Below are 25,742 nucleotides of genomic sequence, written 5' to 3' on the forward strand. Positions count from 1 at the left end.
ATGAAAATGAAAAACAAATTAAAGAAAGTAGTAGCATATGTACTTTCATTTATGATGCTATTTACAATGTCAGCAATGAATATTGGTTCAGTATCTGCAGCAAGTACAGGCAGTATCACATTAAATGTGGCTCAACACGATATAGGTGCTACAACATTTAGTGTATATAAACTAATGGATGCAACTTCAGCTAATGATAAAATTGCTTATACGGTAAATAGCGATTTCAAAGAATTTTTTAAACAAACTGATGTAGCAAATTCAGAAGATGATGAAGTGGTATACAATTATATAAAGAATCATGTTAAAAACGATGATTTTACAACTAAATTAAAAACATATGTAGCTAGTAAGAATATTTCTAAAGTTACTTTGTTACAAAGTAATTTGAAAGCTAATAATTTAGAATATGGATATTATGCTATTATTCCATCAATTGATACATATAAACCAATGTATACAACTTTATCAAATAGTAACCAAACAGTATATTTAAAAGGTTTAGAACCAGATGTTGATAAAAAAGCAGATGGTAAAAATTGGACTTCAGCACAAATTGGTGAAACTGTTCGCTTTACTGTTGATTCAATGGTTCCAAATATGACAGGGTTTGATCATTATGTATATAAATTTACTGATGCAATGTCATCAGGATTAACTGTATCAGAAGCTGATTTAAATATGAAAATTACCATGGGTGATACAGAATTAACAGCAGGTAATGATTATACTGTAACTGTTGAAAATCAAAAAATTATAGTTGATTTTGGTGATTTTATTAAATATAAAGAACATGCAAATGAAACTTTAAAATTCGAATATCAAGCAACATTAAATTCTAATGCTGTAACAGATGATAAAACTACCAATACGGCTACAATTCAATATGGTCATGATGTTGATTCATTAAGTGATCCAAAAACAGATACAACTACTATTAAAACACATAATTTAAGAATTACTAAAGTAGAAACAGGTACAGATACTCCATTGGCTGGTGCAAAATTTAATCTTTATAAAGGAACTAGTACAACAGGTGAGCCAATTCATTTTGTTCAAGGTGCTAATGGCACTTATACAGTAACAACAGCTGAAAATGGAATTACTGAATTAGTTACACCAAGTACTGGTATTATTAATGTTAAAGGGTTAGATGATGGAGATTATAGATTAGTTGAAACTGAAGCACCAGAAGGTTATAACAAATTAAAATCACCAAAAGAAATTAATATTAAAGCAGAATCTTCTGATAATGGTGAAAACGTAACAGTAAGCGGTAATGATATTACTGTAGAAAACAGCACAGAATCATGGTTACCAGAAACTGGTGGTATGGGTACAGTTATCTTTACAGTAGTAGGGGTAGTTGGTGTGTTAGTTATTCTTTCAACTTACTTTAAAAAAGGTAAAAAAGAAGAAGCTTAATTGAATTATTAATTAAAGTATCTCATAGATATTAAATGTATGAAAGATATATTAAGAAAAATCAAATTATTTGATGTTATTAGAGCTATTTTATTAGTGTTTTTCCTAGGTGTATTGCTTTATCCAACAGTAAGTGATTACCTAGGAAGAATACATAGCTCGAAAGCTATAACTTCTTACAATGATGAAGTTAAAGGAATAGATAAAGCTACAAAAAATAAAATGTTAAAAGAAGCACAGGAATATAATCAATCATTAGTAAATACTAAATTATATGATCCATTTTCTACAACAGGTAAACCAAGTGAAGAATACATGAATTTGCTTAATGTTTCTAGTGATGGCATGATGGCTTATCTACAAATACCTAAGATTGATGTGAAGTTACCTATTTATCATTCAACAAATAATGGTGTTTTACAAAAAGGTGTGGGGCATATGGAAGGTTCTTCTTTGCCTATAGGTGGAACAAGTACGCATGCTGTTTTATCTGGGCATAGAGGATTACCAAATTCAAAGCTGTTTACAGATCTTGACAAGATGAAAGTTGGAGATATTTTCTATATTTCTGTTCTAGGTGATACGTTAGCTTATGAAGTAGATCAAATTAAAACAGTATTGCCCTCTCAAACGGATGATATTGAAATTGTAGATGATGAAGATTATGTTACGCTTGTTACTTGTACACCTTATTCTGTTAATACTCATAGATTGCTTGTAAGAGGAAAAAGAACAGATTATAAAGAAGCGATAAAGAAAACACCGAATGAGGTCAATAATGGTATACATATTCCTTATGAGGTAAAATTAGCATTTTTAAGTTTTATTATTATAGGAATTATTATATTTATTTGGAGGAGGCGATAACATGATAAATGCAAAAAGAATATTTATTATTGTATTTACATGCTTATTGTCTCTTTCAATTAATAATGTTTATGCTCAAAATCATGGTTCTTTAACGATTCACTGTCATTATTTAGATGTACACAACCATATTTTTAATATTAGTCAAGATCATATTGCGTTGATAAAAATAGCTGATTATGATGGTAATGACTATCAAGTTTTAGATAAATACTCTAAACTTGTTACAATTAAAAAAGATATGACAGCGTCTGAGCAAAATGGAGTTACTACTAAATTGATGGATTATATTAAAAAAAATAATATTGATTATGATGAAGAATTAATAACCAATCAAAGAGGAGAAGCTACTTTTAGAGATTTAGACTATGGAATATATATAATCTATGAACATAATGAAAGTGAATTTGCATATAAGATGGAACCTTTTATTATTTCAATCCCACTTCTTGAAAAAGAAGATGACGGATCATATGAAAAGGATTATGATGTAGATGTTGAACCGAAGTATTCAAGAATGAGACCTGGAATTGATGAAGAACCAGATGATAAAATTCCTAGAAATGATGAGAATTTTAAGAAAGAAAAAAATTTCAGTCAAACATCTAATTACAAGGATAATCAAAAATTAAAAACAGGAGATTATTATAATCCTGAATATTGGTTATTACTTATGATTATGTCTATTATAATATTTATCATGTTTAATAGGGAAAATATTAGACATTAAAATTTTTAAGATTATGTAGAGGAAAAGTAAGCGCCAAATAAAATAGTGTATTTAAAGAAGTCGATTGAATTGATATAATAATCAATTTAGTCGGCTTTTATTTCAAATTCTTCTTTTATTTCTTCACTCCATGGTATTCACCAATCCAATTTCTTTGGATCTTCAACCAGATCTTGTTGAGGTAAATAATCCAGAATGAATTCAATATAATCATATGGATTAAGTTTATTGGATTTAGCTGTTTCAATCAAGCTGAAGACTGCAGCACTTGCTTCAGCTCCTTTAGTAGAAGTTGAAAACAGCCAGTCCAAAGGAGCCACTGCTAGTGCTATTGTGTATACAATGGTTGAGATGGCAAAAGCGAATGATCTGAATATCTATAAATATCTGACATATCTCTTATCACAACGGCCAAACGATAAAATGTCAGATGAACAGCTGGAACAACTTGCTCCATGGAGCGAGACTGCAAAAGCGAACTGTCAAAACTAAAATAAAGTAAAACGCTTGTATCTATCATTTTGGTGCAAGCGTAATTCATGAGTAACGTAGCAATATTTTGCACTTACAACATTTGGGTTCCGCTCCGTTGTCACCCCTTATTCGGGGATGTAAATCAGAGAAAAGGCGGGAAAAGAAACAATCTCTCCCAAACCTGCAAACATAAATTAGCTGAAACAGTATTCAATTCTATTAGCTACAGCTAATGGTCAAACAGCAATGTCTGTTTGGAACTTTACTATTTATAAAAGTTCCAGGCAGGCATTTTTTAGTATCCTGAATCCTGGAGGAAAGGAGTTAAGATGACTGAGCCAAACAGACAATCAGGAGAAAACGAAGAAAGAATCATAGAAATTGAGATTGAGCGTCTTCGGCCGTTCAAAGAGCCCCCGTTTCAGATAAAAGATGATAAGGAAATGTTTCTTCTGCAGGAAAGCATTGAGAAGTATGGTATTTTAAATTTGCTGATTGTCAGACCGGTACTGGATGGATACTATGAGATCATATCCGGCCACAGAAGAAAATATGCTGCGGAGAAACTGGGATACCGAAAAGTACCGGTGATTATCCGGGTATTAGGTTAAGATGATTCCATTTTAAGCATGCGTTATGTCTGGCTGCTAAGCGAGGGGTAGACGTAAGAATTATCACACCTGGTATCCCTGATAAAAAATTCATTTATAATATAACTCGTTCTTTTTATCATGGATTAGTTAAACATGGTGTTCGTGTTTATGAGTGGACTCCTGGTTTCTGTCATGCGAAAATGAGTGTGACAGACCAATATCAAACCGGACGAAGTGCATATTTGCGACTGGGACAATTATTTATGAGATTATTTGCTGGATTGCTATATCTAACAATCTGTTGTACAAAGAAGATTTTGCATGGATGAAAAAAACAAACCTTGTTGAGGTTAAATTGAGATTGACTTTGTATTGTATAAGTATGAAATAAAAAGGAATCAGGTAATGTACAATGAAAAAGCATAAAATATGTAAAAACCTTCTTGTTATACTGGCAATTTTTTTATGTGTGGCTTTTTATGAATTGCTCGGAATCTGCGTTGCATATAAAAAGCAGCCGGAAGTGTCCAATACAACCAAAAAAGAAACAAAAAATGGGTCATGGAACGAATGCAGTGAAAATACAGAACGGGCAGTAATCATAGAAAAGAATCCAGAAGCGCTTTTACAAAGAGTGCGTTTGATCAAGAATGCAAAAAAGGAAATTATTCTTTCTACTTTTGCATTTCAATCCGATGAAAGTGGAAAATTGATTTTAGGAGCACTACATGATGCGGCAGACAGAGGTGTACATATTCGTCTGTTAGTAGATGGAATGGAGAGCTGGATTGATATGGAAGGAAATCCGTATTTCTATGGATTATCTTCCCATGAGAATGTTGAAATTAAACTGTATAATAAGGCCAATCCGTTGAAATCGTGGAAAATGATGGGTAGAATGCATGATAAATATTTGATTGCAGATGGAAAGAGATATATTCTTGGGGGAAGAAATACATACAATTATTTCTTGGGTGATTTTCCGGGACATAAGAACTATGACAGAGACGTGTTAGTGGTTTGCGATGAACCTGAGAAAGAAAATTCAGTTAACCAGTTGTCAGAGCATTTTGAAATCATATGGAATCAGGAAGACAGTGGTTATTTTCATAACAATAAAAAACTGGCAAAAAGAAAATCTGTAAAGAACGCAGTTTTAGAGCTGCAGAACAGCTATCAGAAATATTTTGAAGAGAATAAGGAAAGAATCTGCGAGACCGATTATACGGACGAAACTTTTGAGACAGAAAAGATTACATTAGTGTCAAATCCTATTCACACAGGTTCCAAAGAACCAGTAGTGTGGTATCAGTTGGGAGAATTGATGAAAAATGCACAAAATCGTGTGAAGATCCACACGCCATATATTATCTGTAATGATATGATGTATAATACATGGGAGGAGATTGCAGAGAACGTTTCAGATTTTTCTATCATGACAAATTCAGTTGCGAATAATGGGAATCCATTTGGGTCTGCCGATTATGCGAAAAACAAAAATAGAATCTTAAGTACAGGAATTAATATCTGAGAATATGAAGGCGGTTATTCATACCACGGAAAAAGTATTCTGATTGACGATGATCTGTCTGTAATCGGTTCCCTTAATATGGACATGAGAAGTGCATATCTGGATACGGAACTGATGCTTGTAATACGCAGTAAAGATATTAATAAACAGTTGGAAGAGGGCATGATGGAATATGAAAAAGTATCCCGCCAGATATTAGAAGGCGGAACTTATAATGATCCATATCATGTAGAGCCGATCGAATTAACAAAGAAACGTCAGAGAAAAATATTTTTGGTACAGCATCTGCTTGGATGGGCAAGGTGTCTGTTTTAATAAGGAGGAAGGAAAACGTGTTTCAAATATTGATTGTAGAAGATGATAAAGAATTAAGCCAGCTATTCCAAAAAGTGCTTGAGAAGAATGGATATCAAGTCAAAAGTGCATCGGATGGAGTACAGGCATTAGAAGTATTGGATAAGGAATATATTGATCTGATCATTTCTGATATTATGATGCCGGTTATGGATGGCTATGAACTGGTGTCAGAACTTCGTTCAACAGGATATCAGATACCAGTGCTTATGATCACTGCGAAAGGTTCCTTTGATGATATGCGTCAGGGATTTTTTTCGGGAAGTGATGATTATATGGTAAAACCGGTAAATGTGAATGAAATGGTTTTAAGAGTCGGAGCACTGCTTCGCCGTGCACAGATATTGAGTGAACACAAAATTGTGATCGGTTCAACAGAGTTTGATTATGATGCAATGACGGTTACAACTGATAAGGAAAGTCTTGTTTTACCTAAAAAACAATTCCTGCTTTTATATAAGCTTGCAGCTTCGCCAGGCAGAACATTTACAAAACAACAGTTGATGGATGAAGTATGGGGATACGAGACGGAGGCAGACCCACATACAATAGAGGTGCATATAGGAAGACTCAGAGAGCGTTTTAAAGATAACCCGGATTTTGAAATCGTAACAATGCGTGGAATTGGATACAAGGTGGTGAAAAAATAATGGAACAAAAGAAAAAAAAAGGATTGCGGATCCGATCCTGTCTGACTGGTGCAATCTGGCTGGCACTTGTATTTTCAACAGTCATATCTGCTTTATTATTTGTTTTTTTGAATCATTTTCTTAATCTGCCGGGCAGCATACCTGTGCTTGGCTGGCTTTTGATTTTCAATACATTGATTGCAGGGCTGATCACTTCCTTTATCAACGCAAAGTTACTGGAACCAATTGCCAGACTTAGTAAAGCAATGAAGAAAGTTTCTCAGGGAGATTTTGAACAGCATTTGGAAACGAACAGCCGTATAGCAGAAGTTGGAGAATCTTATCAAAGTTTTAACGTTATGACAAAAGAACTTCGTGCAACAGAGGTGCTGCAGATGGATTTTGTATCTAATGTTTCTCATGAGTTTAAGACCCCGATTAATGCCATTGAAGGATATACAATGCTGCTTCAGGGAGAAGAACTGTCTCCGGATCAAGAGGAATATGTAGAAAAAATCTTATTTAACACCCAAAGACTTTCCGGATTGGTTGGTAATATTTTGCTGTTATCCAAGTTAGAGAATCAGAATATACCAATGAAAAAAACAGAATATCGTCTGGATGAACAGATCCGCCAGGCATTTCTTTCATTGGAAACAAAATGGACAGAAAAAGAAATTGGTTTTCAGGTAGAATTGGAGGAAGTTAAATATACTGGGAATGAAGGACTTTTTATGCATATCTGGATAAATCTTTTGGATAATGCGATTAAGTTCAGCCCTTCAAAGGGGACAATTACGATGTTTCTGAAACAAGAACAGGATTCTGTTAAGTTCATTCTGGAAGATGAAGGACCAGGAATAGAGGATGATGTAAAATCCAGAATATTTGACAAGTTCTATCAGGTAGATGGATCTCATAAAGCAGAAGGAAATGGCCTAGGTCTTGCACTTGTAAAACGGATTGTAGATAGTGCCGGAGGAACAATCAAAGCAGAAAACCGTGAATATGGTGGATGCAGATTTGTTATAGAGCTGCCAAAGCAGAAAGATGAGATTATATAGTTTTAAGATAAATTAGAAGATGGGAGGATTTATATGACATTTTATCAGGAGTTGCAGTTAAATCAGGCAGGTTCTAAAAACCTGTTGAAAAAAAGTGAAACACTAAAAGAAAAATTATATCATATGTGGGTATATCTGGTGAAGATAGCTGTTACAATGGCATTTTGTTTTTTCTTTGTTAGTATTTTCAGCATCCTATTTGGAAATGAGAACAGCATTGTAGGTGTAGTAGTCTTATTATGTCTCATGGTGTTTAGAAATGCGGATCTGGGGATCCACACCGGACAATCTACGATGCTTTTGGCTTTGTTCTTTGTAATTATGACTGTATGTCCGCATTTAGCAAATCAGTTTTCACCGGTATTGGGAATGCTGTTAAATATTGCGGCACTGGCTGTGTTGATTCTGTTCGGATGCCATAATCCATTCATGTTTAATCAATCTACATTGGTTCTTGGGTATCTGCTGCTATATGGTTATGATGTTACGGGAAAAAGCTATCAGATGCGATTAACCGGAATGGCTTTAGGTGCAGCACTTACCTGCTTTGTATTTTATCGAAATCATAAAAACAGAACTTATAAAAGAAATCTGAAAGATCTGATACAAGAATTTGATATCACTTCTTCCAGAACAAAATGGCAGATATGTCAGATTTTATGCGTACCGATTGTCCTTTGCATTGCAGAACTTTGTAATATGCCACGTGCAATGTGGGCTGGTATTGCGGCCATGTCCGTAATTTTGCCGTTTATGGAAGATATGCACTACAGAGTCCGTAAAAGGATTGTCGGAAATATTGCAGGTGTTATATGTTTTACAGTATTATATTTTCTGCTTCCTTCGTCAATCTATGCATATATAGGAATCCTTGGCGGAATTGGTGTAGGACTTTCTGCAAAATATGGCTGGCAGGCAGTATTTAACACATTTGGTGCTTTGGCCATTGCTACAGAGAGTTATGGACTACAAGGAGCGGTTAGTCTTAGAGTGATTCAAAATGTTTTTGGTGTTGTGTTTGCTTTAGCATTTTGTGTTATATTTTATTGGTTTATGTCTAAAAAAAGGAAAGTGAGGTGACCGTACATGCAGAGTGAAGTGAATCAGGAAGAAAATTTGAATAGAATTATTACGCTTCCTAATCTTCTTTCTTTTTTTCGGCTTTGTCTGATTCCGGTAATTATATGGAGTTATTGTGTAAAGAAAAATCCTCTGTTAGCTGGTGAAATCTTATTGCTGTCTGGTCTTACGGATCTTGCTGATGGATATATCGCAAGAAGATTCCATAGGATTAGTAATTTAGGAAAAATACTTGATCCGGTGGCTGATAAGCTGACACAGGCAGCGGTGTTAATCTGTCTGTTTACTCGTTTTCCGCATGTGCTTCTTTTAATCGTAATAATGGCAGGTAAGGAGCTGTATATGGTAGTCAGTGGATGTCTTGTGATACGAAAGACAGGAAAAGTACATGGTGCAGACTGGCATGGAAAGATAGTAACCTTTTTATTATATGGAACTGCAGCGGTGCACATTATATGGTTCCACATTACACCGATGGTATCAGATCTGTTGATTGGTTTGTGCGCTATAATGATGGTCATATCGGTCGCTCTGTATATTATCCAGAATACCAGGACTCTTAAGGGAGAGACTGTATAAGCAATTTTATATTGCAATGACTAGAAAAATATTTAGGAGAAGATAGATATAAACAGTAAGTCAAACACACAAACTATGGAGTATTTAGTCGGTTTAATAAAATTTTAGATAGAAAATAAATCATTATAAAAAGATCCTGTTCATACTATGATATATAGAATAGGATCTTTATTTACTTTATTTCGCCAGGAAATTGCTCTGAATCTCCATCGGCATATGATAAGCCTGGCCTCGTTTTGTCAGGCTGTATAATTTAAAGCTCATTAGTTCCGGAGTCGCATTCAATGAACTGCAGAGTCCGAAATAATCCAGGTCCTCGTTCTGAACCATATCTTCGATTTCCTCATCTTCAATCAGCAGATCGGCAGCAAACAGATTGGCCTGGTATTCTGTATTATCCGTCATATTGTAGAGTGTATCATCTTGCATCGGAGCCATTTTCAGCTGGGAACGATGCAGGATGATGCGCCCTAATTCATGGGCGGCAACGATCATCTTCTCTTCTTCTGAAGGGAAACTGCTGATCATGACATAGACCGTCTTACAGCTCATAAAACAGTATCCTTTCAGTGTCTTATCTGTAAGACGTAATCCTATAAAATGTCTGTGATTTAGTTCTTTATCTTTGTTTTCTGTTCTCATATTCCTCCTTTCGCTGTGACTATTCCTCCCACCGGGAGTCCACGTATTTTAGTATCGGCTGTCCCTTCCGATATTAGAAATAGTGCTGTGAACACCTTTAGGTGGAACCAACAGACAAGTGAAACGTCTGTTATGAAGAGAGTATGGGGAGATCCCCATCAAGATAAAACCCATAGGTTGACGGGAAGCTAAATGGCAATACCGTTAAACATGGGTGGATCTTGCTCTGTATGTGTACCCCTCTATATAACGAAACGCTCAGAGGCTGTTTTACAGTGGGGGAAAAGAAAAAATATCAAAAAAATGATGATTAATGGTGAGCTTGTGATAGAATAGAAAAAAGAGAAAAGCATAAAGGATGTAGTTGTGGAGAATTTTTGTTATGATTAGAAAGTTGCCGAACGGAGATATCGATAGAGTCGCTGACATATGGTTAAAGACAAATCTGAAAGCACATTATTTTATTTCCAATCAATACTGGAAAAGTAATTATGAATTAGTGAAAGAAATGATGTTACAATCCGAAGTCTATGTGTTTGAAGTGGATAAAATGATACAAGGAGTTGTAGGACTAAATGATGAATATATCGAAGGTATTTTTATCTCTGATGAAATGCAGTCATGTGGCATAGGGAAGCTTTTATTGGATTATATTAAGGATAAAAAAGAAAGATTACAATTAAATGTATACCAGAAGAATGCCAGAGCAATTTCTTTTTACCAAAGAGAAGGGTTCATTATTGAAGGTGAAGGTTTGGATGAAGCCACTGGTGAAAAAGAATACACCATGCTATGGAAACAAAATAGAAATCGGAATTTTTATAAAGAGCTGATCCAAAAAGCAGGCGCTGAAACGGAACTTGTCTACATGAAAGCCAGTAAGGAGCTTTTGAAAAAAAGACTATATAAAAGAAATCAGGTCTTAAATGCCAATTCGCCGTTTGTGATAACAGATGAAATATTGGAACATCATTATCACGCATTTCAGGAGCCATGGGGCGAAGGAGAAAAAGTAATTTTGCAGAAAGGGGATATTATGCAGTATTCAAAGGAAGAAAGTAAAGCAATCTGGAATCAAAACGCTGAATTTTGGGATTGTGCAATGGGGGATGAATCAAATGATTTTCACAGAGAAGTTGTCCGCCCCAAAGTAACAGAGCTTCTAAATCCTGATTCAACAGACTATATTTTAGATATTGCCTGTGGAAATGGAAATTATTCTGCATATCTTGCAGAAAAAGCTGTCTCTGTTTTGGCTTTTGATTATAGTGAGAAAATGGTGGAACTGGCAAAAAAGCGCCAAAAACGGTATGCTGATCACATTGAGTTTTGTGTAGCAGACGCCACGAATGAAACAAGTCTGATGGCATTAAAAAGAAATAAGCCGTTTACAAAAGCAGTCTCCAATATGGCGATCATGGATATTACCAATATTAAGCCGCTTTTTACCTCTGTTTATAAATTGCTTGAGGATAACGGAGTATTTGTATTTGCGACACAGCACCCCTGTTTTGTAACGCTTACAGAAAAATATATGACGCCGCACAGCTATTACGATATTGCGATTGAAGGACAGCCGCAAAAACAATGTTATTATCATCGTTCTTTACAGGATATTTTTAATCTGTGTTTTGATACCGGATTTGTCATAGACGGATTTTACGAAGAATGCTATTTTAATAAAGAAATCCCGGATATTATCATTGTCAGAGCCATAAAAATTGAGAGGTAGATAGTAGATTTGCCATTTCCTGTAATTGTAAAAAGCTTAAAACTATGTAGGTATCTATTTTGATTATAAGACAAGAAAGACCAGAAGATTATGATACGGTATATCATGTTGTAAAAGAAGCATTTGAAAATGCTGAATATACAGATGGAAATGAACAGAACTTAGTTGCTGCGTTAAGAAAAAGCAAATCGTTTATTCCGGAACTTTCTCTTGTTGCTGTCGAGGGCGAAAAAATTGTAGGACATATTCTTTTTACAAAAGCAGTTGTTCAAGGGGTTGAGGTTCTTGCGCTTGCCCCTCTTTCTGTATTACCCGATTATCAGAACAGGGGAATCGGATTATCTTTGATGAAAGAAGGACACAGTATAGCACATAAATTGGGATATGAATATTCAGTTGTTTTGGGACATTCCAAATACTATCCAAAGGCAGGATATATTCCGGCAAGTGAGTGTGGAATAAAAGCGCCATTTGAAGTTGACGATGAAAGTTTTATGGCACTTAATCTTAACGGAAGTCAAAACAAATTAAATGGAGTTATTGAGTACGACAAGGCTTTTGGGATATGATGTAAAAAATTAGAAGTTGGGAAGGTAAAACATAGATCCTGTTTTTACTGCCTATGGAACACAAGACTGGCATTATAACTAAAAAGGAGAAATACTGCATTTTCCGGTGGATAATTATTATTATGAGGGCAAACGGACAGCTGTGTTTTTGGGAGAAAAGGTTACAAAATATCATAGAACACTGACCACATATCTAAATACACTGCTTTCAAATGGTTTTATAATAAATCATATTGTGGAGCCGCAGCCGCCGGAATACATGATGGATATTCCGGGGATGCAGGATGAAATGCGCCGTCCCATGATGCTGATTGTATCGGCGAACAAAAAAGTGGATAGATAGAACTAAAACACCTATAAGGTATAAATGGAGGTAATTTATGTTTAAAGAAAAAATTATTATAGAGATGAAAGAAGTATTCAAAGAAATTCCTTTTGGCATAGAGCATACTCTCAAAGTTTTGAAAAATGCAGAAGATATAATGAAAGGAGAAAATATCGGAGAGGAAGAAAAAGAATTCATCAGTATTATTGCTATACTACATGATATTGGTGCGGTTGAAGCACAAAAAAAATACGGTTCTATTGATGGTGTCTATCAAGAAAAGGAAGGACCAGAAGTAGCGAAAGAAATATTAAAAAAGGTAGGCTATAACAAAAATATTGATAGAATATGCTTTATAATAGGCAACCATCATACTCCATCTAAAATTGATGGACTTGATTTTCAAATACAATGGGAAGCTGATTTGCTTGAAAATTTAACGGTTATGGATAAAGAAAAAGAACAGGAAAAGATAAAAAAGTGTATAGATGAAAACTTTAAAACAAACACAGGAAAAAGGATAGCTTATAATCGCTTTATTTTAGATTAGTAGTAGATTATTACAGTTATGTATTTTATATCGCAAAGAAAAAATAGTAGTTAAGTTTAACCCTAGGGTTAAATGATGAATATGTTGAGGGCATTTTTGTTTCTGGTGAAATGCAATCGCAGGGTCTAGGTAAAATTCTGCTGAATTATGCAAAGGATAAAAGGAATAAGTTGTACTTGAACGTATACCAAAAGAACGCACGTGCAATATCTTTTTATAAGAGAGAAGAATTTGAGATTCAGCATAGTGGCTTAGATGAGGCTACCGGAGAAAAAGATTATGTAATGACATGGCAACACAAATAGAAATTCCAGTTTTTGAAACTGAGGAATTTGAATTTGGAGGATTGAATTATGTGGAATGAATTAGGCATAAGCGGAGGAACCGCAATTGTTATTTTGATAGCACTATATTTTGTCATTAAGTGGGCTGTGAAGAATGGTGTGAAAGAAGCATATAAGGATATTACCGGAAAGAAACCTGTTGAAGATGAAAAAAATGAAAAAGAGCTAGAAGGACTGGTAAATGATTCACAAGACGCAAAAATTTAATATGAAATCTGAACGTAGAGCGTATAGAGAAATTTCTGTTACTTGTTTAACAGCTTCTTGTTCTTTTAAAGATAATGGTTGAAAATCTTTCATAAAACTTAAGTTATCTTTCATTTGATTCATATCACTCATTCCCGATAAAACCATCATCATACCATCAAATCCAACCGCAAAGCGTAAAGCATAACTTGCATAAGACATTGTTCCTAATTTATCATAAACAGCTTTTGCTTCTTTTGGAAGATTTACAAGGTTACTACCTTTAACAGGTTCCATTACAATAACAGATTTATTGTGTTTACGACATACTTCATAACATGCCTTGCTTTGTATGGCAGGATCTTCATAATCAACATAATTAAATTGAATTTGAACTACTTCAATATCAGGATTTTCAGTTAGAATCATGTCTAAAACATCAGCGTTATCATGAAAGGAAATTTCAAAGTGTTTAATTTTTCCTTCTTCTTTTAATTTACTTGCTTCATCATAAGCGTGTAATTTTTTATATTTTGCATAGATTTCATCGCTTTGAGCATACATTAAATAAAAATCAAAATAATCAACACCACAAGCTTCTAATTGACTTTCAAATAAAGGAAAAATTTCTTCTTGTTTATTGAAATGATGTGTTGAAAGTTTGTTTGTAAGAATATACTGATTTCTAGGATAACGTGAAGTTAAACATTCTTTTAAGGCAATTTCACTTTTTCCTCCTAAATAACCATGGGCTGTATCAAAATAATTAAATCCTTGTTGGATAAAGTAATCAACCATTTTTGAAGTTAATTCATAATCGATTTCATCATCTTTCATTGGAAATCTCATACAGCCAAAACCCAAATTTTTCTTTATTTCATTAAAATATGTATTCATTTTTCCTTTCTCCTTTAACGACTATTAAAAAGAAAGATAACTGAAGAAACAATCTTTTCTTAATAGATGTAATAAGTAAAACTTATTAAAGGAATATTTAAAAATATGAAAATATTTCTTGCTCCTAAAGTGGACTTTAGGTTTATAGTGAAATAGAGATAGGAGGATTTTTATGAAATCAAAAGTATATTTTACAAAAACAATAACACCGGAAAAAGTTTTAGAAATGTATGAAGTTTTAGGTAAAGAATTAAAAGGTAATATTGCAGTAAAACTTCATTCAGGGGAAGAAGGAAATCAAAACTTTTTGAAACCTGATTTTTTCAAGCCAATCATTGAAAAATTAAATGGAACAGTTGTTGAATGTAATACAGCTTATGAAGGGTCTAGAAATACAACAGAAAAACATTTAAAGACTATTGAAAAACATGGATGGTCTAAATATTTTAATGTTGATTTAATGGATGCTGAAGGCCCTGATATGGTTTTAGATATTCCTGAAGGAAAAGTGATTCAAAAAAACTATGTGGGAAAAGATATGGTTAAATATGATGGAATGATTGTTTTATCTCATTTTAAAGGACATCCTATGGGTGGTTATGGTGGTGCTTTAAAACAACTTTCAATTGGTTGTGCATCATCTTATGGAAAAGCGTATATCCATGGAGCAGGGGAACCTGAAAAAATTTGGACAGCAGAGCATGATTTATTTTTAGAATCGATGGCCGATGCGGCTAAATCAGTCCATAAATATTTTAAAGATAATATTGTTTATATCAATGTGATGAAAAATATGTCTGTTGACTGTGATTGTTGTGCAGTGGCAGAAGATCCATGTATGGATGATATTGGTATTTTAATTTCTACTGATCCAATAGCAATCGATCAAGCATGTATTGATCTTGTTTATGCTTCAAATGATAAAGGAAGAGATCATTTGATTGAAAGAATTGAATCACGTAATGGTGTTCATACCATTGAAGCAGCAGCAAAACTTGGTTATGGTTCAAGAGAATATGAACTTATTGAAATTGATGATTAATCTGTTCCATGCTTAAAAGACATAGTGCGCTATTTAAAAGAGGTATTTGCCTCAACTATGCAAGAATGATAAAATAATAAAAGGTAAGAATACTTACTTGAAGGCTAATTTAAGGAAAATAAATAGGAGGAAAAAGGAAATGAGTCAAAAGAAATTAGGTTTTGGTTTAATGCGTTTACCATCGTTAGATCCAAATGATGCTTCAAAAATTGATATTGAACAAACCAAAAAGATGGTTGATACATTTATTGAAAGAGGTTTTACATATTTTGATGCAGCATGGATGTATTGTGGATTTAATAGCGAAAATGCGACTAAAGAAGCATTAGTTTCACGTTATCCAAGAGATGCTTATACACTTGCTACAAAATTACATTCAGGGTTTATTAAAACAAAAGAAGATCGTGATCGTATTTTTAATGAACAATGTGCAAAAACAGGTGTTGATTATTTTGATTACTATTTATTACATGATATCAATACCCATAGTATTGAAGTTTATAATGAATTAGATTGCTTTAACTGGATACAAGATAAAAAAGCAAAAGGTTTAGTTAAAACTATTGGTTTTTCTTATCATGATGGTCCTGAATTGCTTGATCAAGTTTTAACAGAACACCCAGAATTTGAATTTGTACAACTACAAATCAACTATCTTGATTGGGACAGTGTTGGCGTTCAATCAAGAAAATGTTATGAAGTAGCTACAAAACATCATAAACCTGTTATCGTTATGGAACCTGTAAAAGGTGGAACACTTGCGAAAGTACCAGAAGAAGTTGAAAAGATGTTTAAAGAATATCATCCGGATATGTCAATTCCTTCTTGGGCTATTCGTTTTGCAGCAAGTCAAGAAAACGTTATGATGGTTTTAAGTGGTATGTCTAATATGGAACAATTAGAAGATAACTTAGGTTATATGGAAAATTTTAAACCATTAAATGAAGAAGAATATGCTTTAATTAAAAAAGCGGTTACTGCCATTAATTCAACAATTACTGTCCCATGTACAGGATGTGCTTATTGTGTTGATGGTTGTCCTATGAATATTGCCATTCCAAAATACTTCTCATTATATAATGCAGATTTACAAGAAGTAGAAGAAAAAGGATGGACACCACAAGGAGAATACTACAACAACTTAACAAAAACATTTGGTAAAGCCAGTGACTGTGTTGAATGTGGTCAATGCGAAGGCGTATGTCCACAACATTTATCAATTATTCAATATTTAAAAGATGTTGCAGGTCATTTTGAAAAATAACGGAATATAGAAAATTGCTACATAGAAATGAAGAAATAAATATTATTAGTTTAGGGGTAGGTTCTTTAGAATAAGTAAGTCAAGAAGTAATCAAATTTACTTACAAATTCATTTTAGTGTTGAATATTCATCAGAAGAGTACGGTTGGACAACGAATTTAAAACCTATTATGGTGCTTTAGATTATATATTAGATTAAAAAAAGCAATTATTTATCATATTGATTTATCATCACATTCGCTAAAACTTGTTCATCAAGTTTTAGATATTGACATGTTTAGTATTGATTCAACTTATGATTTGAAGTTTGAAGACTTCGCCATTGATGAACGTATGGATTTATATCGTTGTCTTAAAAAAGAAGGCGTAGGTATTACTGTAATGAAAGCCTTTTGTGGAGGAAAACTTTGAGAAGAAGATGAGTCACCATTTCATTAAGCCTTGACAGAAACTCAATATATGCAGTATGCTTTAGATAAACTGTCTATTTTAACAGTTTTGCCAGGAATTAGAAATGATGATTTAACACGTATTCTTCATTATTTAGAAGTATCTGATGTAGAAAAAGATTATTCAATTTTAAAAATATTTCCAATATTAGAAAATTGTAATTAATTTGTTTATTATAAACATTGTCATCCTTGTTCAAAAGGGGTAGACACTACCTTGATTAATAATATTATGATCTTGCTCGTTTAAAAGATGAACTTGCTACAGATCATTATCATCATTTAGCTTTAAAAGCAAGTGATTGTATTGTTTGTCACCATTGTGATAAACGATGTCCATTTCATGTTCAACAGAGTAAACATATGCAAGAAATTACTGATTATTCTCATAAATAAGATATAGAGATACGAAATCGAAAATAAACAAGAAGTTTATTATATATCAGGAGGGAAAATGGAAATTGTTGTTATTGATGGACAAGGTGGCGGAATTGGAAAAAATATTATACAAGTTTTAAAAGAAAAGCATCCAGAATATACCATCATTGGTGTTGGAACCAATAGTATGGCAACAACACAGCTAAAAAAGGGTGGTGCTGATATTATTGCAACGGGGGAAAATGCTGTTGTTTATAATGTTAAACATGCCTCTATTGTTGTTGGTCCGATTGGAGTTGCTTTTGCAAATTCAATGTATGGTGAAATTACACCAGCTATGGCAAAAGCTATTGGAGAAAGTGAAGCGCGTAAATATTTTATTCCTGTTTCTAAATGCAGTGCTCAAGTCGTAGGTGTTGCATCAAAATCAATATCTGAATATATTGATGACCTTGTTGTTATGATTGAAAAATTAGAAAAATAGAGGATATCGTATACATGAAGTATCGATTATAGTTGAAACTATAAACTACTTATGTATACGATATTTTTTTGAGTAAAATAATAAATATAACTTTTTTCAATGTTAAATGAAGCCTTTAAGTAGAAGTCATAGAGGAGTTTAGGGAGATTTATATGAATAAATTAGAATTATTACAAGAAGAATTAAGAAATTATGGAAAAGTTGCGATTGCTTATAGTGGGGGTGTTGATTCCAACTTTTTATTCCATGTAGCTCTTGAAACATTAGGAAAAGAAAATGTTTTACCTGTTTTATGTCGAGGAGCAATGATGTCAAAAGAAGACATTGAAGGTGCTCTTGAACAATTAAAAGATTCAAATCATGTGGTTTTATCAGTCAATCCATTAGACGTAGAAGCTTTTCATTTTAATCATAAAGATCGTTGTTATCATTGTAAAAGAAGCATTATGTCAAAAGTTATTGCCGTTGCTAAAGAACATGACTTTGCTTATGTTTTAGATGGGAAAAATAAAGATGATGAAAAAGTGTATCGACCAGGATTAAAAGCTTGTGAAGAATTAGGTATTATTTCACCTTTAGTGAACAATGATTTAGCAAAACAAGAAATTAGAGATTATTCTAAACAGCTTGGTATTGTTACTTATAATAAACCATCCAATGCCTGTCTGGCTTCTCGTTTTGACTACAATACAGAGCTTACTTTAGAAAAATTAAAACTTGTTGAAACAGGTGAAAAATATTTACATGATTTAGGAATGCTTCATGTACGTTTAAGAGTACATGGAGATGTGGCACGTCTTGAAGTTGAACCACAAGATTTTATGAAAATCATTGAAAATAAAGAATTGATTCAAAATATTAAAAATCTTGGATTTAGATTTGTAACACTTGATTTAGAAGGAATTAGAAGTGGAGGTTATGATATTGAAAACACTAGAAATTCTACAAAAGGTTAAAAATAATGAACTAACAATTGAACAAGCTCAAAAACTGATTGAACAACCCTTAGATTATGCAACGATTGATTATAATCGAAAAAAAAGAACAGGAAATAATGAAGTAATCTATGGTGCTGGTAAAACCAAAGAACAAATTATTGGGATTGTAAAAAATATGTTAGACCATGATATCCATTCTATTTTAATTACACGTGTCGACCAAGAAAAAAGTGAAGCTATCTTAAAAGAATTTCCACAAATGATTTATGATTCTTTATCGCACATTTGTTATATCGATGAAGATCAAAAAGAAATCAATAAAGGAAAAATTGTTGTTGTTTGTGCGGGAACATCAGACTTGCCAGTTGCTCGTGAAGCTATGCTTACAGCTCAATTTTTAGGTAACGAAGTTGAACTTGTCAGTGATGTGGGTGTTGCCGGTATTCATCGTTTGTTTCATCGTTTAGATATCATTCAAAGTGCAAATGTTTTAGTTGTATGTGCAGGAATGGAAGGGGCCCTTGCTTCCGTTGTTGGAGGACTTGTGGATAAACCAGTTATTGCTGTACCGACATCCATTGGTTATGGTGCTAATTTTGAAGGATTATCAGCTCTTCTTGCGATGCTTAATAGCTGTGCGAGTGGGGTTAGTGTTGTTAATATTGATAATGGATTTGGGGCAGGATTTATGGCTCATACCATTAATTGTTTAGGAGGAAAGAAATAGTGAAAGTATTATATTTTGATTGTAGTAGTGGAATTAGTGGAAATATGACTTTAGGAGCGTTATCTGAATTGATTGATGACCCTCATTATTTAGTTAATGAATTAAAAAAATTAAATGTAGATGGGTATCATATCCATATTTCTAAAGAAAAGAAAAATGGGATTACAGGAACTTATGTTGATGTTCATTTAGAACACGAACATCATCATGAACATGAGCATGAACACTTACATCATGAACACGCTCATCACCATCATCATGAACATTGTAATTTATTCGATGTTAATAAAATTATTGATGAAAGTGAAATTGACGAAAAAGCAAAAGATTTGGCTAAACGTATCTTTTTAAGAGTTGCCAAAGCTGAAAGCAAAGTTCATAATGAAACATTAGAAAATGTTCATTTTCATGAAGTAGGAGCCATTGACTCTATTGTTGATATTATTGGAACAGCGATTTTATTATGTAAAATTAATCCGGATGTTATTTATAGTAGTGTCGTTAATGATGGTTATGGATTTATTGAATGTGCTCATGGAATGATTTCTGTCCCTGTACCTGCAACATCTGAAATCTTTGCAGCAAGTAATGCTATCACTCGACAAATTGATGTAGATACAGAACTTGTTACACCAACAGGTGCTGCAATCATCGCAGAAATTGCGAGTGAATTTACTACAATGCCTGCTATGAATGTTCAAAAAGTAGGTTGGGGAACGGGTACAAAAGATTTGGTAATTCCAAATGTTTTAAAAGTATCCCTTGGAGAAATTAAAAAAAAAACGAAATTATAGTCATGGAAACCAACATTGATGATTGTAGTGGAGAAATGCTAGGTTTTGTAATGGAACAGCTTTTAGATCAGGGAGCTTTAGATGTTTTCTTTACTTCTATCTTTATGAAAAAAAATAGACCAGCTTATCGCTTGACGGTCGTTTGTAATGAAGAAAAGATGGGTCTCTTACAAAAAGTGATTTTTACGCAAACAACAACTATTGGTATTCGGTATCGTAAGGAACAAAGAACTGTTTTAAAAAGACAAATTAAAGAAATCGAAACACCTCTTGGAAAACTTCAAGTAAAAGAAGTAGAAATTGATGGTGAAAAAAGATGTTATCCAGAATATGAAAGTGCTAAAAAATTAGCGTTAAAACATCAATGTTCTTTACAGGAAATATATCATCTTGTTAAATAAAGGAGAATTTATGACAAGTCAGTTAAATAAAATTGCAGATTATTGGAATCAACGTTCTTTTGGTTATTCTTTGGATAACCAAGAAGAACTTTTACATGATCAAGGAAAATGGATAGAATTAATAAATCGTTATCTAAAAATAAATAAAGGAATGAAAGTGTTAGATTTAGGGTGTGGCCCAGGATTTTTTTCTGTTATGCTTACAAATTTAGGATGCCAAGTTATTGGCATTGATTATAGTGATAAGATGTTAGAAGAGGCTAGAAACAATGCACGCAAGTTTAAGGCAAATGTTGAGTTTCAGAAGATGGATGTTCAAGATTTAGCTTTTCAAGATGAAATTTTTGATTTGATTATCACACGTAATGTAACATGGAATTTAGAAAAGCCTGTACAAGCCTATCAAGAGATGGTTAGAGTTTTAAAAAAACAAGGACATCTTTTAAATATTGATGGCAATCATTATTATCATTATCAAGATCAAGATTATAGTAGAGCTGGTCATAGTGATCATCAACATATGGAAGGTATTGATGTTTCTATTATTGATAATATTGCTAAAGAATTAAAGTTATCTTATGTTTTACGACCTCAATATGATATAGAAATTCTAAAAGAAATCGGTTTTCAACAAATTGAAAGTGAAATACTTTCAAAAGAAAAAACAAAGGAAGGAAAAGAATTGATTCGACAATTCTTAATACATGCGATTAAATAATGAAAAGAATTTTATCATTATTTTCAGTTCTTTTCTTGGTGACACTTGTTACCTTTATTATGACAAATTTGGCACCAAGTGATAGTGCTGAAATGTATTATTTATCTAAAGGAATTACACCTAGCGAGGAAGTTTTAAATGAAACACGACATGAAATGGGTCTCGATAAAAATATTGTTGTTCGCTATGTTGACTGGTTGAATGATTTTGTTCATGGTGATTTAGGTTATTCTTATCATTATGGACAAGATGTGAATCAACAAATGTTATCAAAGTTACCAAATACTTTAAAATTAGCGATGTTTTCATTTGTTGTTGTTTTAGCTTTTTCGATTCCTTTAGGAATTTATAGTGCTACTCATCGTCATAGTTTGATTAATTCTATTTTAAAAAATATCTCTTTTTTAGGTTTATCTTTACCTAATTTTTGGTTAGCACTTCTTTTAATTCTGCTTTTTTCAGTAAAGATTCAATTGTTTCCTGTTATTAGTGGAAGTAGTTTAAAAGGTCTTGTTTTACCTGTTTGTTGTTTAAGTTTTCCGCTGATTTGTTCTTATACAAGAATGATTCAAAATGCTATTTTAGAACAATTAAATCAAGATTATATTATTGGACTCAAAGCAAGAGGAATGAAACAATCAGAAATTTTATTAAAGCATGTTTTATCTCATGTTTTTACGACACTTTCTTCTTTATTAGGTCTTTCTATTGGACATTTACTTGGTGGAACGGCAATTATTGAAACGATTTTTTCATATCAAGGTTTAGGTAACATGGTTGTAGAAGCTATTCGTTATCGTGATTATCCAATTATTCAAGCTTATGCAATTTATATGGCATTGATCTATGTTTTTGTTAATCTATTTGTTGATATTTTTCAACAAGTATTAAATCCACGATTAAGGAGGCGTTTCAATGAAAAGAAAGTTAAAAATTGAGATTGGTCTTGCTGTTTTATTATTACTTATTGCTTTATTTGGTTCTTTTTTAGCGCCTTATGATCCTTTAAAAGTTAATTATGATTTCTCTTTACAACCACCAAGTTTCTTACACATTTTTGGTACAGATAAATTAGGAAGAGATGTTTTTAGTCGTATTCTTTGTGGTGCAAAAACTTCTTTTGGTTTGACTTTTTTGATGTTGTTTTTAATTGTTTTTATTGGAATGATTGTTGGCTTAATTGCAGGCTTGTCTAATGATAAAGTTGAATCTTTTTTTAATAATATAATTAATGGATTACTTGCTTTTCCTGATACGATTTTTGCCATTGCAATAGTAGGAATCGTCGGGGCAGGTCTCTTTAATACAGTATTTGCTTTAGCACTTATTTGGTGGACAAAATATGCAAGATTGACTCTTGCTCTTGTCAAACAAGAAAAGAAAAAGAATTATTTAGTGATATCTAAAATGTCGGGTGTCCCACCACTTCAAAGAATCATTCGTTATCTGTTACCTAATATTTTATCACAAATACTTGTAACAGCTTTTTTAGATATTGGAAATATGATGATTTCACTTGCAGGTTTAAGCTTTTTAGGACTTGCTAGTCAGCCACCACAACCTGAATGGGGAGCGATGCTTTATGAAAGTAAACAATTTATGCAAGTGGCTCCTTGGATGATGTTTTTTCCAGGACTTGTTTTATTTATTTGTGTGCTTATTTTTAATTTATTATCAGAAGATATAAGGGATTATTTAGATCCTAAACATTATGAGGAGAAGTTATGAAGAAAATAAAATTATTACTTTGTTTATTTATGTTAACAACTTTATGTGGATGTTCTAATTCAAACAAAAATGAATCAAGTAAAACACTTAATGCTGCTATGTTTTGGATTTCAACATCTTTAGATCCTACAAATAATTATGATGGTTGGGTTTTAAGTCGTATTGGGGTAGGAGAAACATTGTTAAAACTTAATGAAAAATATGAAGTGGAACCATATCTTGCAAAATCCTATGAACAAATTGATGATACAACTTGGAAATTGACTTTAAAAGATTCTATTACTTTTTCAAATGGTAAAAAAGTAACAGGAGAAAATGTCAAATCATGTTTAGAAAGAGCTTTTGAAAAAAATACAAGAGCGATTGATTATTTTGATTTAAATCATGTTGAAGCAAAGGGGCAAGATATTTATCTTTATTTAAATAAATCAAGTGGGGCAATCTTAAATAATCTTTGTGAACCACTCTTTACTATTTATGATGCAAGTCAAAGTGAAGAAGATATTGCGAGTCATCCAATTTGTACCGGCCCTTTTGTGGTGGATGATTTTGTTTCAGAAAAAACAATCGATACAAGCAAAAATAAAAAATATTACGATGGTAAAGCAAAACTTGATCATGTTCATTTTAGTCAAGTGGCAGATTCTGATGCACGTGTTTTAGCGTTACAATCGGGTGAAGTTGATCTTGCTAATACGATTGATTATTCAAGTTTAAAATTATTTAGAAATAATAAAGATTATCAGGTTTTAGAAGTTTTAGGGCCACGTACAAATGTTATTTATATGAATAATGAAACAACATTTTTAAGTGATTTAACGATTAGAAAAGCTTTATCTTATAGTGTAAATCGTAAAAGTATTGTTAAATTGATTGGGGGAAAAGAAGCAACTGGTCTTTATTCAAGTGCATTACCTTATGGAGATGTTTCTAATGGCTATAGTCTTAATTTAAAAGAAGCCAATCGTCTTTTAGATGAAGCGGGCTATGTTGATACGAATAATGATGGTATCAGAGAAAAAGATGGACAAGAAATCATTTTAAATTATTATGAAAGCGCGGATCATGGTTCAGCAGATGCAAATATTATTGCGCAATCTATGCAAAGTGAAGCAAAAAAGATTGGTATTAAAATTAAACTTAATCAAGTTGAAAATGTGAATGATATTAAAGCAGCAGGAACTTTTGATTTATGTTCGGCTAATGATTCAAGTGCACCTACAGGTGATCCAGAAATCTTTATTCAACAACGTTATTTATCAACGGGTTCAAGTAATACAGGACGTTATAAAAACTCAAATCTTGATAATTTGATTCAACAATTTTCCACAACTTATGATTTAAAACAAAGACAACAACTTGCTATTCAAGCAAGTGAAATGATTTTAGATGATGCTGCCAATATTTATGTTTCTTATGTTCCTTTAAATACGGTAACTTCTTCTAAGGTCAAAGGAGCTATTTGCCATCCGGTTGATTATTATATGATTACAAAGGATATTGATCTTAAATGAGTATATTAAATTATCAAAATTTAACATTGACTTATAATGAACAAGAAATTTTACATCATATAGATTTAATGATTCCTAAAAATCAAATTACAGTTATTGTCGGTCAAAGTGGTAGTGGGAAATCAACATTACTTAAAGCAACAATGGGATTGTTAAGTGATGATGCAAAAATTATAGAGGGTAAAATTTTATTTGAAGAAGATAATTTATTAGAAAAGGATTTAGATTGTTATAGAGGGAAAAAAATAGGCATGATTTTTCAAAATCCTTTAACTTATTTTGATGATTATCAAAATATTGAAGAACATTTCTATGAAAGTTTACATACTCATTTTAAATATTCTAAAAAACAGTCAAGAGAAATAGCTATTCATTATTTAAAACAAATGGGGCTAGAAAAAACTATTTTAAACAAGTATCCTTTTGAATTATCAGGAGGAATGGCTCAAAGAGTGATGATTGCTTTAGTATTATGTTTACAACCTTCACTTGTTTTGGCTGATGAACCGACAAGCAGTTTAGATGTCGTTATTCAAAAACAAATTTTAGATTATCTTTTAAATTTAAAAAAACAAACAACTTTTGTGTTTGTAACACATAATATTCAAGTAGCACGTTATATTGCAGATCAAATAGTTGTTATTAAAGATGGAATGATTGTAGAAAAAGGAAATGTAGAGACTCTTTTTAATGCTCCTAAGCATCCCTATACAAAGTCACTATTATGAAAGGAAA

28 protein-coding genes and 6 pseudogenes are annotated in these 25,742 nt (G+C 32.5%); 31 read left to right on the forward strand and 3 right to left on the reverse strand.

Going from position 1 to position 25,742, the window contains the following annotated elements; all coding sequences use genetic code 11:
* The first annotated feature begins 6 nt into the window (after window positions 1-6).
* Genes Fi14EGH31_RS06685 through Fi14EGH31_RS06695 form a run of 3 tightly spaced genes read left to right on the forward strand, consistent with a single transcriptional unit; the run spans window position 7 to window position 3,022 of the window.
* On the forward strand, window positions 7-1,425 hold the full coding sequence (locus Fi14EGH31_RS06685; RefSeq protein WP_117574454.1) for a SpaH/EbpB family LPXTG-anchored major pilin: 1,419 nt from the start codon (window positions 7-9) through the stop codon (window positions 1,423-1,425).
* Between the two features lie 39 nt (window positions 1,426-1,464).
* Window positions 1,465-2,292 (forward strand): class C sortase, encoded by an 828-nt coding sequence (locus Fi14EGH31_RS06690; protein ID WP_117480905.1) that lies wholly within the window; start codon window positions 1,465-1,467, stop codon window positions 2,290-2,292.
* Between the two features lies 1 nt (window position 2,293).
* Entirely contained in the window at window positions 2,294-3,022 is a 729-nt protein-coding gene (locus Fi14EGH31_RS06695; protein ID WP_117480906.1) for an isopeptide-forming domain-containing protein, read from the forward strand.
* A 137-nt stretch (window positions 3,023-3,159) separates the two neighbouring features.
* Here Fi14EGH31_RS06695 and Fi14EGH31_RS06700 read toward each other — a convergent pair whose 3' ends face one another.
* On the reverse strand, window positions 3,160-3,342 hold the full coding sequence (locus Fi14EGH31_RS06700; RefSeq protein WP_321194286.1) for a transposase domain-containing protein: 183 nt from the start codon (window positions 3,340-3,342) through the stop codon (window positions 3,160-3,162).
* Between Fi14EGH31_RS06700 and Fi14EGH31_RS06705 the strand changes: the two are divergent.
* The 8 genes and pseudogenes from Fi14EGH31_RS06705 to Fi14EGH31_RS06740 form a co-directional block, all read left to right on the forward strand.
* Window positions 3,320-3,514 (forward strand): annotated as a pseudogene (locus Fi14EGH31_RS06705) (transposase domain-containing protein); the annotation flags it as partial. The gene Fi14EGH31_RS06700 and the pseudogene Fi14EGH31_RS06705 sit on opposite strands and share 23 nt — an antisense overlap.
* A 311-nt stretch (window positions 3,515-3,825) precedes the next feature.
* Window positions 3,826-4,107 carry a ParB N-terminal domain-containing protein gene (locus tag Fi14EGH31_RS06710; RefSeq protein ID WP_230308158.1) on the forward strand — a complete coding sequence of 94 codons (282 nt, stop codon included), beginning with the start codon at window positions 3,826-3,828 and terminating at the stop codon, window positions 4,105-4,107.
* 17 nt (window positions 4,108-4,124) lie between these two features.
* Window positions 4,125-4,418 (forward strand): annotated as a pseudogene (locus Fi14EGH31_RS06715) (phospholipase D-like domain-containing protein); the annotation flags it as partial.
* A gap of 83 nt (window positions 4,419-4,501) precedes the next feature.
* A pseudogene (locus Fi14EGH31_RS06720) lies at window positions 4,502-5,935 on the forward strand (phospholipase D-like domain-containing protein).
* Window positions 5,936-5,952: 17 nt separating this feature from the next.
* Complete coding sequence (locus Fi14EGH31_RS06725; RefSeq protein ID WP_455550744.1) at window positions 5,953-6,624, forward strand: response regulator transcription factor; 672 nt, start codon at window positions 5,953-5,955, stop codon at window positions 6,622-6,624.
* On the forward strand, window positions 6,624-7,667 hold the full coding sequence (locus Fi14EGH31_RS06730) for a HAMP domain-containing sensor histidine kinase (RefSeq protein WP_200765274.1): 1,044 nt from the start codon (window positions 6,624-6,626) through the stop codon (window positions 7,665-7,667). Before Fi14EGH31_RS06725 ends, Fi14EGH31_RS06730 begins: the two co-directional genes overlap by 1 nt.
* 33 nt (window positions 7,668-7,700) lie before the next feature.
* Entirely contained in the window at window positions 7,701-8,747 is a 1,047-nt protein-coding gene (locus Fi14EGH31_RS06735) for an FUSC family protein (RefSeq protein ID WP_117480908.1), read from the forward strand.
* 6 nt (window positions 8,748-8,753) lie between these two features.
* On the forward strand, window positions 8,754-9,326 hold the full coding sequence (locus Fi14EGH31_RS06740; RefSeq protein WP_200765275.1) for a CDP-alcohol phosphatidyltransferase family protein: 573 nt from the start codon (window positions 8,754-8,756) through the stop codon (window positions 9,324-9,326).
* Between the two features lie 177 nt (window positions 9,327-9,503).
* Here the strand turns inward: Fi14EGH31_RS06740 and Fi14EGH31_RS06745 are convergent, their stop codons facing one another.
* A complete protein-coding gene (locus tag Fi14EGH31_RS06745) occupies window positions 9,504-9,968 on the reverse strand; it encodes an ImmA/IrrE family metallo-endopeptidase (RefSeq protein WP_107029356.1) in 465 nt (154 codons plus the stop codon).
* A 382-nt stretch (window positions 9,969-10,350) separates the two neighbouring features.
* On the opposite strand from Fi14EGH31_RS06745, the pseudogene Fi14EGH31_RS15695 reads away from it, so the two are divergent.
* The 6 genes and pseudogenes from Fi14EGH31_RS15695 to Fi14EGH31_RS06785 all read left to right on the forward strand — a co-directional run.
* Window positions 10,351-10,695, forward strand: a pseudogene (locus tag Fi14EGH31_RS15695) (GNAT family N-acetyltransferase); the annotation flags it as partial.
* Between the two features lie 324 nt (window positions 10,696-11,019).
* Window positions 11,020-11,700, forward strand: a pseudogene (locus Fi14EGH31_RS06760) (class I SAM-dependent methyltransferase); the annotation flags it as partial.
* 59 nt (window positions 11,701-11,759) lie between these two features.
* Window positions 11,760-12,269: a GNAT family N-acetyltransferase gene (locus Fi14EGH31_RS06765; protein ID WP_117346988.1), complete on the forward strand. Its 510-nt coding sequence runs from the start codon at window positions 11,760-11,762 to the stop codon at window positions 12,267-12,269.
* A gap of 380 nt (window positions 12,270-12,649) precedes the next feature.
* On the forward strand, window positions 12,650-13,144 hold the full coding sequence (locus tag Fi14EGH31_RS06775) for an HD domain-containing protein (protein WP_008981870.1): 495 nt from the start codon (window positions 12,650-12,652) through the stop codon (window positions 13,142-13,144).
* Window positions 13,145-13,227: 83 nt separating this feature from the next.
* Window positions 13,228-13,449, forward strand: a pseudogene (locus Fi14EGH31_RS06780) (GNAT family N-acetyltransferase); the annotation flags it as partial.
* 48 nt (window positions 13,450-13,497) lie between these two features.
* Window positions 13,498-13,695: a DUF6019 family protein gene (locus Fi14EGH31_RS06785; RefSeq protein WP_004613229.1), complete on the forward strand. Its 198-nt coding sequence runs from the start codon at window positions 13,498-13,500 to the stop codon at window positions 13,693-13,695.
* Here Fi14EGH31_RS06785 and Fi14EGH31_RS06790 read toward each other — a convergent pair.
* Entirely contained in the window at window positions 13,675-14,571 is an 897-nt protein-coding gene (locus Fi14EGH31_RS06790; protein WP_234697837.1) for an aldo/keto reductase, read from the reverse strand. The genes Fi14EGH31_RS06785 and Fi14EGH31_RS06790 overlap by 21 nt on opposite strands.
* A 172-nt stretch (window positions 14,572-14,743) precedes the next feature.
* Between Fi14EGH31_RS06790 and Fi14EGH31_RS06795 the strand changes: the two genes are divergently transcribed.
* The 14 genes from Fi14EGH31_RS06795 (at window position 14,744) to Fi14EGH31_RS06855 (ending at window position 25,735) form a co-directional block, all read left to right on the forward strand.
* Window positions 14,744-15,613, forward strand: a complete 870-nt coding sequence (locus Fi14EGH31_RS06795; RefSeq protein ID WP_200765276.1) for a DUF362 domain-containing protein — start codon at window positions 14,744-14,746, stop codon at window positions 15,611-15,613.
* A gap of 139 nt (window positions 15,614-15,752) precedes the next feature.
* Complete coding sequence (locus Fi14EGH31_RS06800; RefSeq protein WP_200765277.1) at window positions 15,753-16,877, forward strand: aldo/keto reductase; 1,125 nt, start codon at window positions 15,753-15,755, stop codon at window positions 16,875-16,877.
* A gap of 272 nt (window positions 16,878-17,149) precedes the next feature.
* Entirely contained in the window at window positions 17,150-17,287 is a 138-nt protein-coding gene (locus Fi14EGH31_RS06805) for a hypothetical protein (protein WP_155522445.1), read from the forward strand.
* Window positions 17,288-17,335: 48 nt separating this feature from the next.
* Entirely contained in the window at window positions 17,336-17,491 is a 156-nt protein-coding gene (locus tag Fi14EGH31_RS06810; RefSeq protein WP_155522446.1) for a hypothetical protein, read from the forward strand.
* A gap of 288 nt (window positions 17,492-17,779) precedes the next feature.
* The gene (locus Fi14EGH31_RS06815; RefSeq protein ID WP_022001580.1) at window positions 17,780-18,187 is read left to right on the forward strand and encodes a DUF3842 family protein; all 408 of its coding nucleotides are present in this window, start codon (window positions 17,780-17,782) and stop codon (window positions 18,185-18,187) included.
* 152 nt (window positions 18,188-18,339) lie between these two features.
* Complete coding sequence (gene larE, locus Fi14EGH31_RS06820; protein ID WP_200765278.1) at window positions 18,340-19,143, forward strand: ATP-dependent sacrificial sulfur transferase LarE; 804 nt, start codon at window positions 18,340-18,342, stop codon at window positions 19,141-19,143.
* Entirely contained in the window at window positions 19,106-19,852 is a 747-nt protein-coding gene (gene larB, locus Fi14EGH31_RS06825) for a nickel pincer cofactor biosynthesis protein LarB (protein ID WP_227359135.1), read from the forward strand. The genes larE and larB overlap by 38 nt, the downstream gene beginning before the upstream one ends.
* On the forward strand, window positions 19,852-20,646 hold the full coding sequence (gene larC / locus Fi14EGH31_RS15700) for a nickel pincer cofactor biosynthesis protein LarC (RefSeq protein WP_267905648.1): 795 nt from the start codon (window positions 19,852-19,854) through the stop codon (window positions 20,644-20,646). The genes larB and larC overlap by 1 nt, the downstream gene beginning before the upstream one ends.
* A gap of 2 nt (window positions 20,647-20,648) precedes the next feature.
* Entirely contained in the window at window positions 20,649-21,047 is a 399-nt protein-coding gene (larC2, locus tag Fi14EGH31_RS15705; protein ID WP_022001584.1) for a nickel pincer cofactor biosynthesis protein LarC2, read from the forward strand.
* Window positions 21,048-21,057: 10 nt separating this feature from the next.
* Window positions 21,058-21,765, forward strand: coding sequence for a class I SAM-dependent methyltransferase (locus Fi14EGH31_RS06835; protein ID WP_147339015.1), 708 nt, complete (start codon window positions 21,058-21,060; stop codon window positions 21,763-21,765).
* The gene (locus Fi14EGH31_RS06840) at window positions 21,765-22,703 is read left to right on the forward strand and encodes an ABC transporter permease (protein WP_117787610.1); all 939 of its coding nucleotides are present in this window, start codon (window positions 21,765-21,767) and stop codon (window positions 22,701-22,703) included. Before Fi14EGH31_RS06835 ends, Fi14EGH31_RS06840 begins: the two co-directional genes overlap by 1 nt.
* A complete protein-coding gene (locus Fi14EGH31_RS06845; RefSeq protein WP_022001587.1) occupies window positions 22,681-23,493 on the forward strand; it encodes an ABC transporter permease in 813 nt (270 codons plus the stop codon). Before Fi14EGH31_RS06840 ends, Fi14EGH31_RS06845 begins: the two co-directional genes overlap by 23 nt.
* A complete protein-coding gene (locus Fi14EGH31_RS06850; protein ID WP_107029362.1) occupies window positions 23,490-25,007 on the forward strand; it encodes an ABC transporter substrate-binding protein in 1,518 nt (505 codons plus the stop codon). Before Fi14EGH31_RS06845 ends, Fi14EGH31_RS06850 begins: the two co-directional genes overlap by 4 nt.
* Complete coding sequence (locus Fi14EGH31_RS06855; RefSeq protein WP_022001589.1) at window positions 25,004-25,735, forward strand: ABC transporter ATP-binding protein; 732 nt, start codon at window positions 25,004-25,006, stop codon at window positions 25,733-25,735. The genes Fi14EGH31_RS06850 and Fi14EGH31_RS06855 overlap by 4 nt, the downstream gene beginning before the upstream one ends.
* The last annotated feature ends 7 nt before the right edge of the window (window positions 25,736-25,742 follow it).

This window comes from Faecalibacillus intestinalis, assembly GCF_015097455.1.
Classification (GTDB): domain Bacteria; phylum Bacillota_I; class Bacilli_A; order Erysipelotrichales; family Coprobacillaceae; genus Faecalibacillus; species Faecalibacillus intestinalis.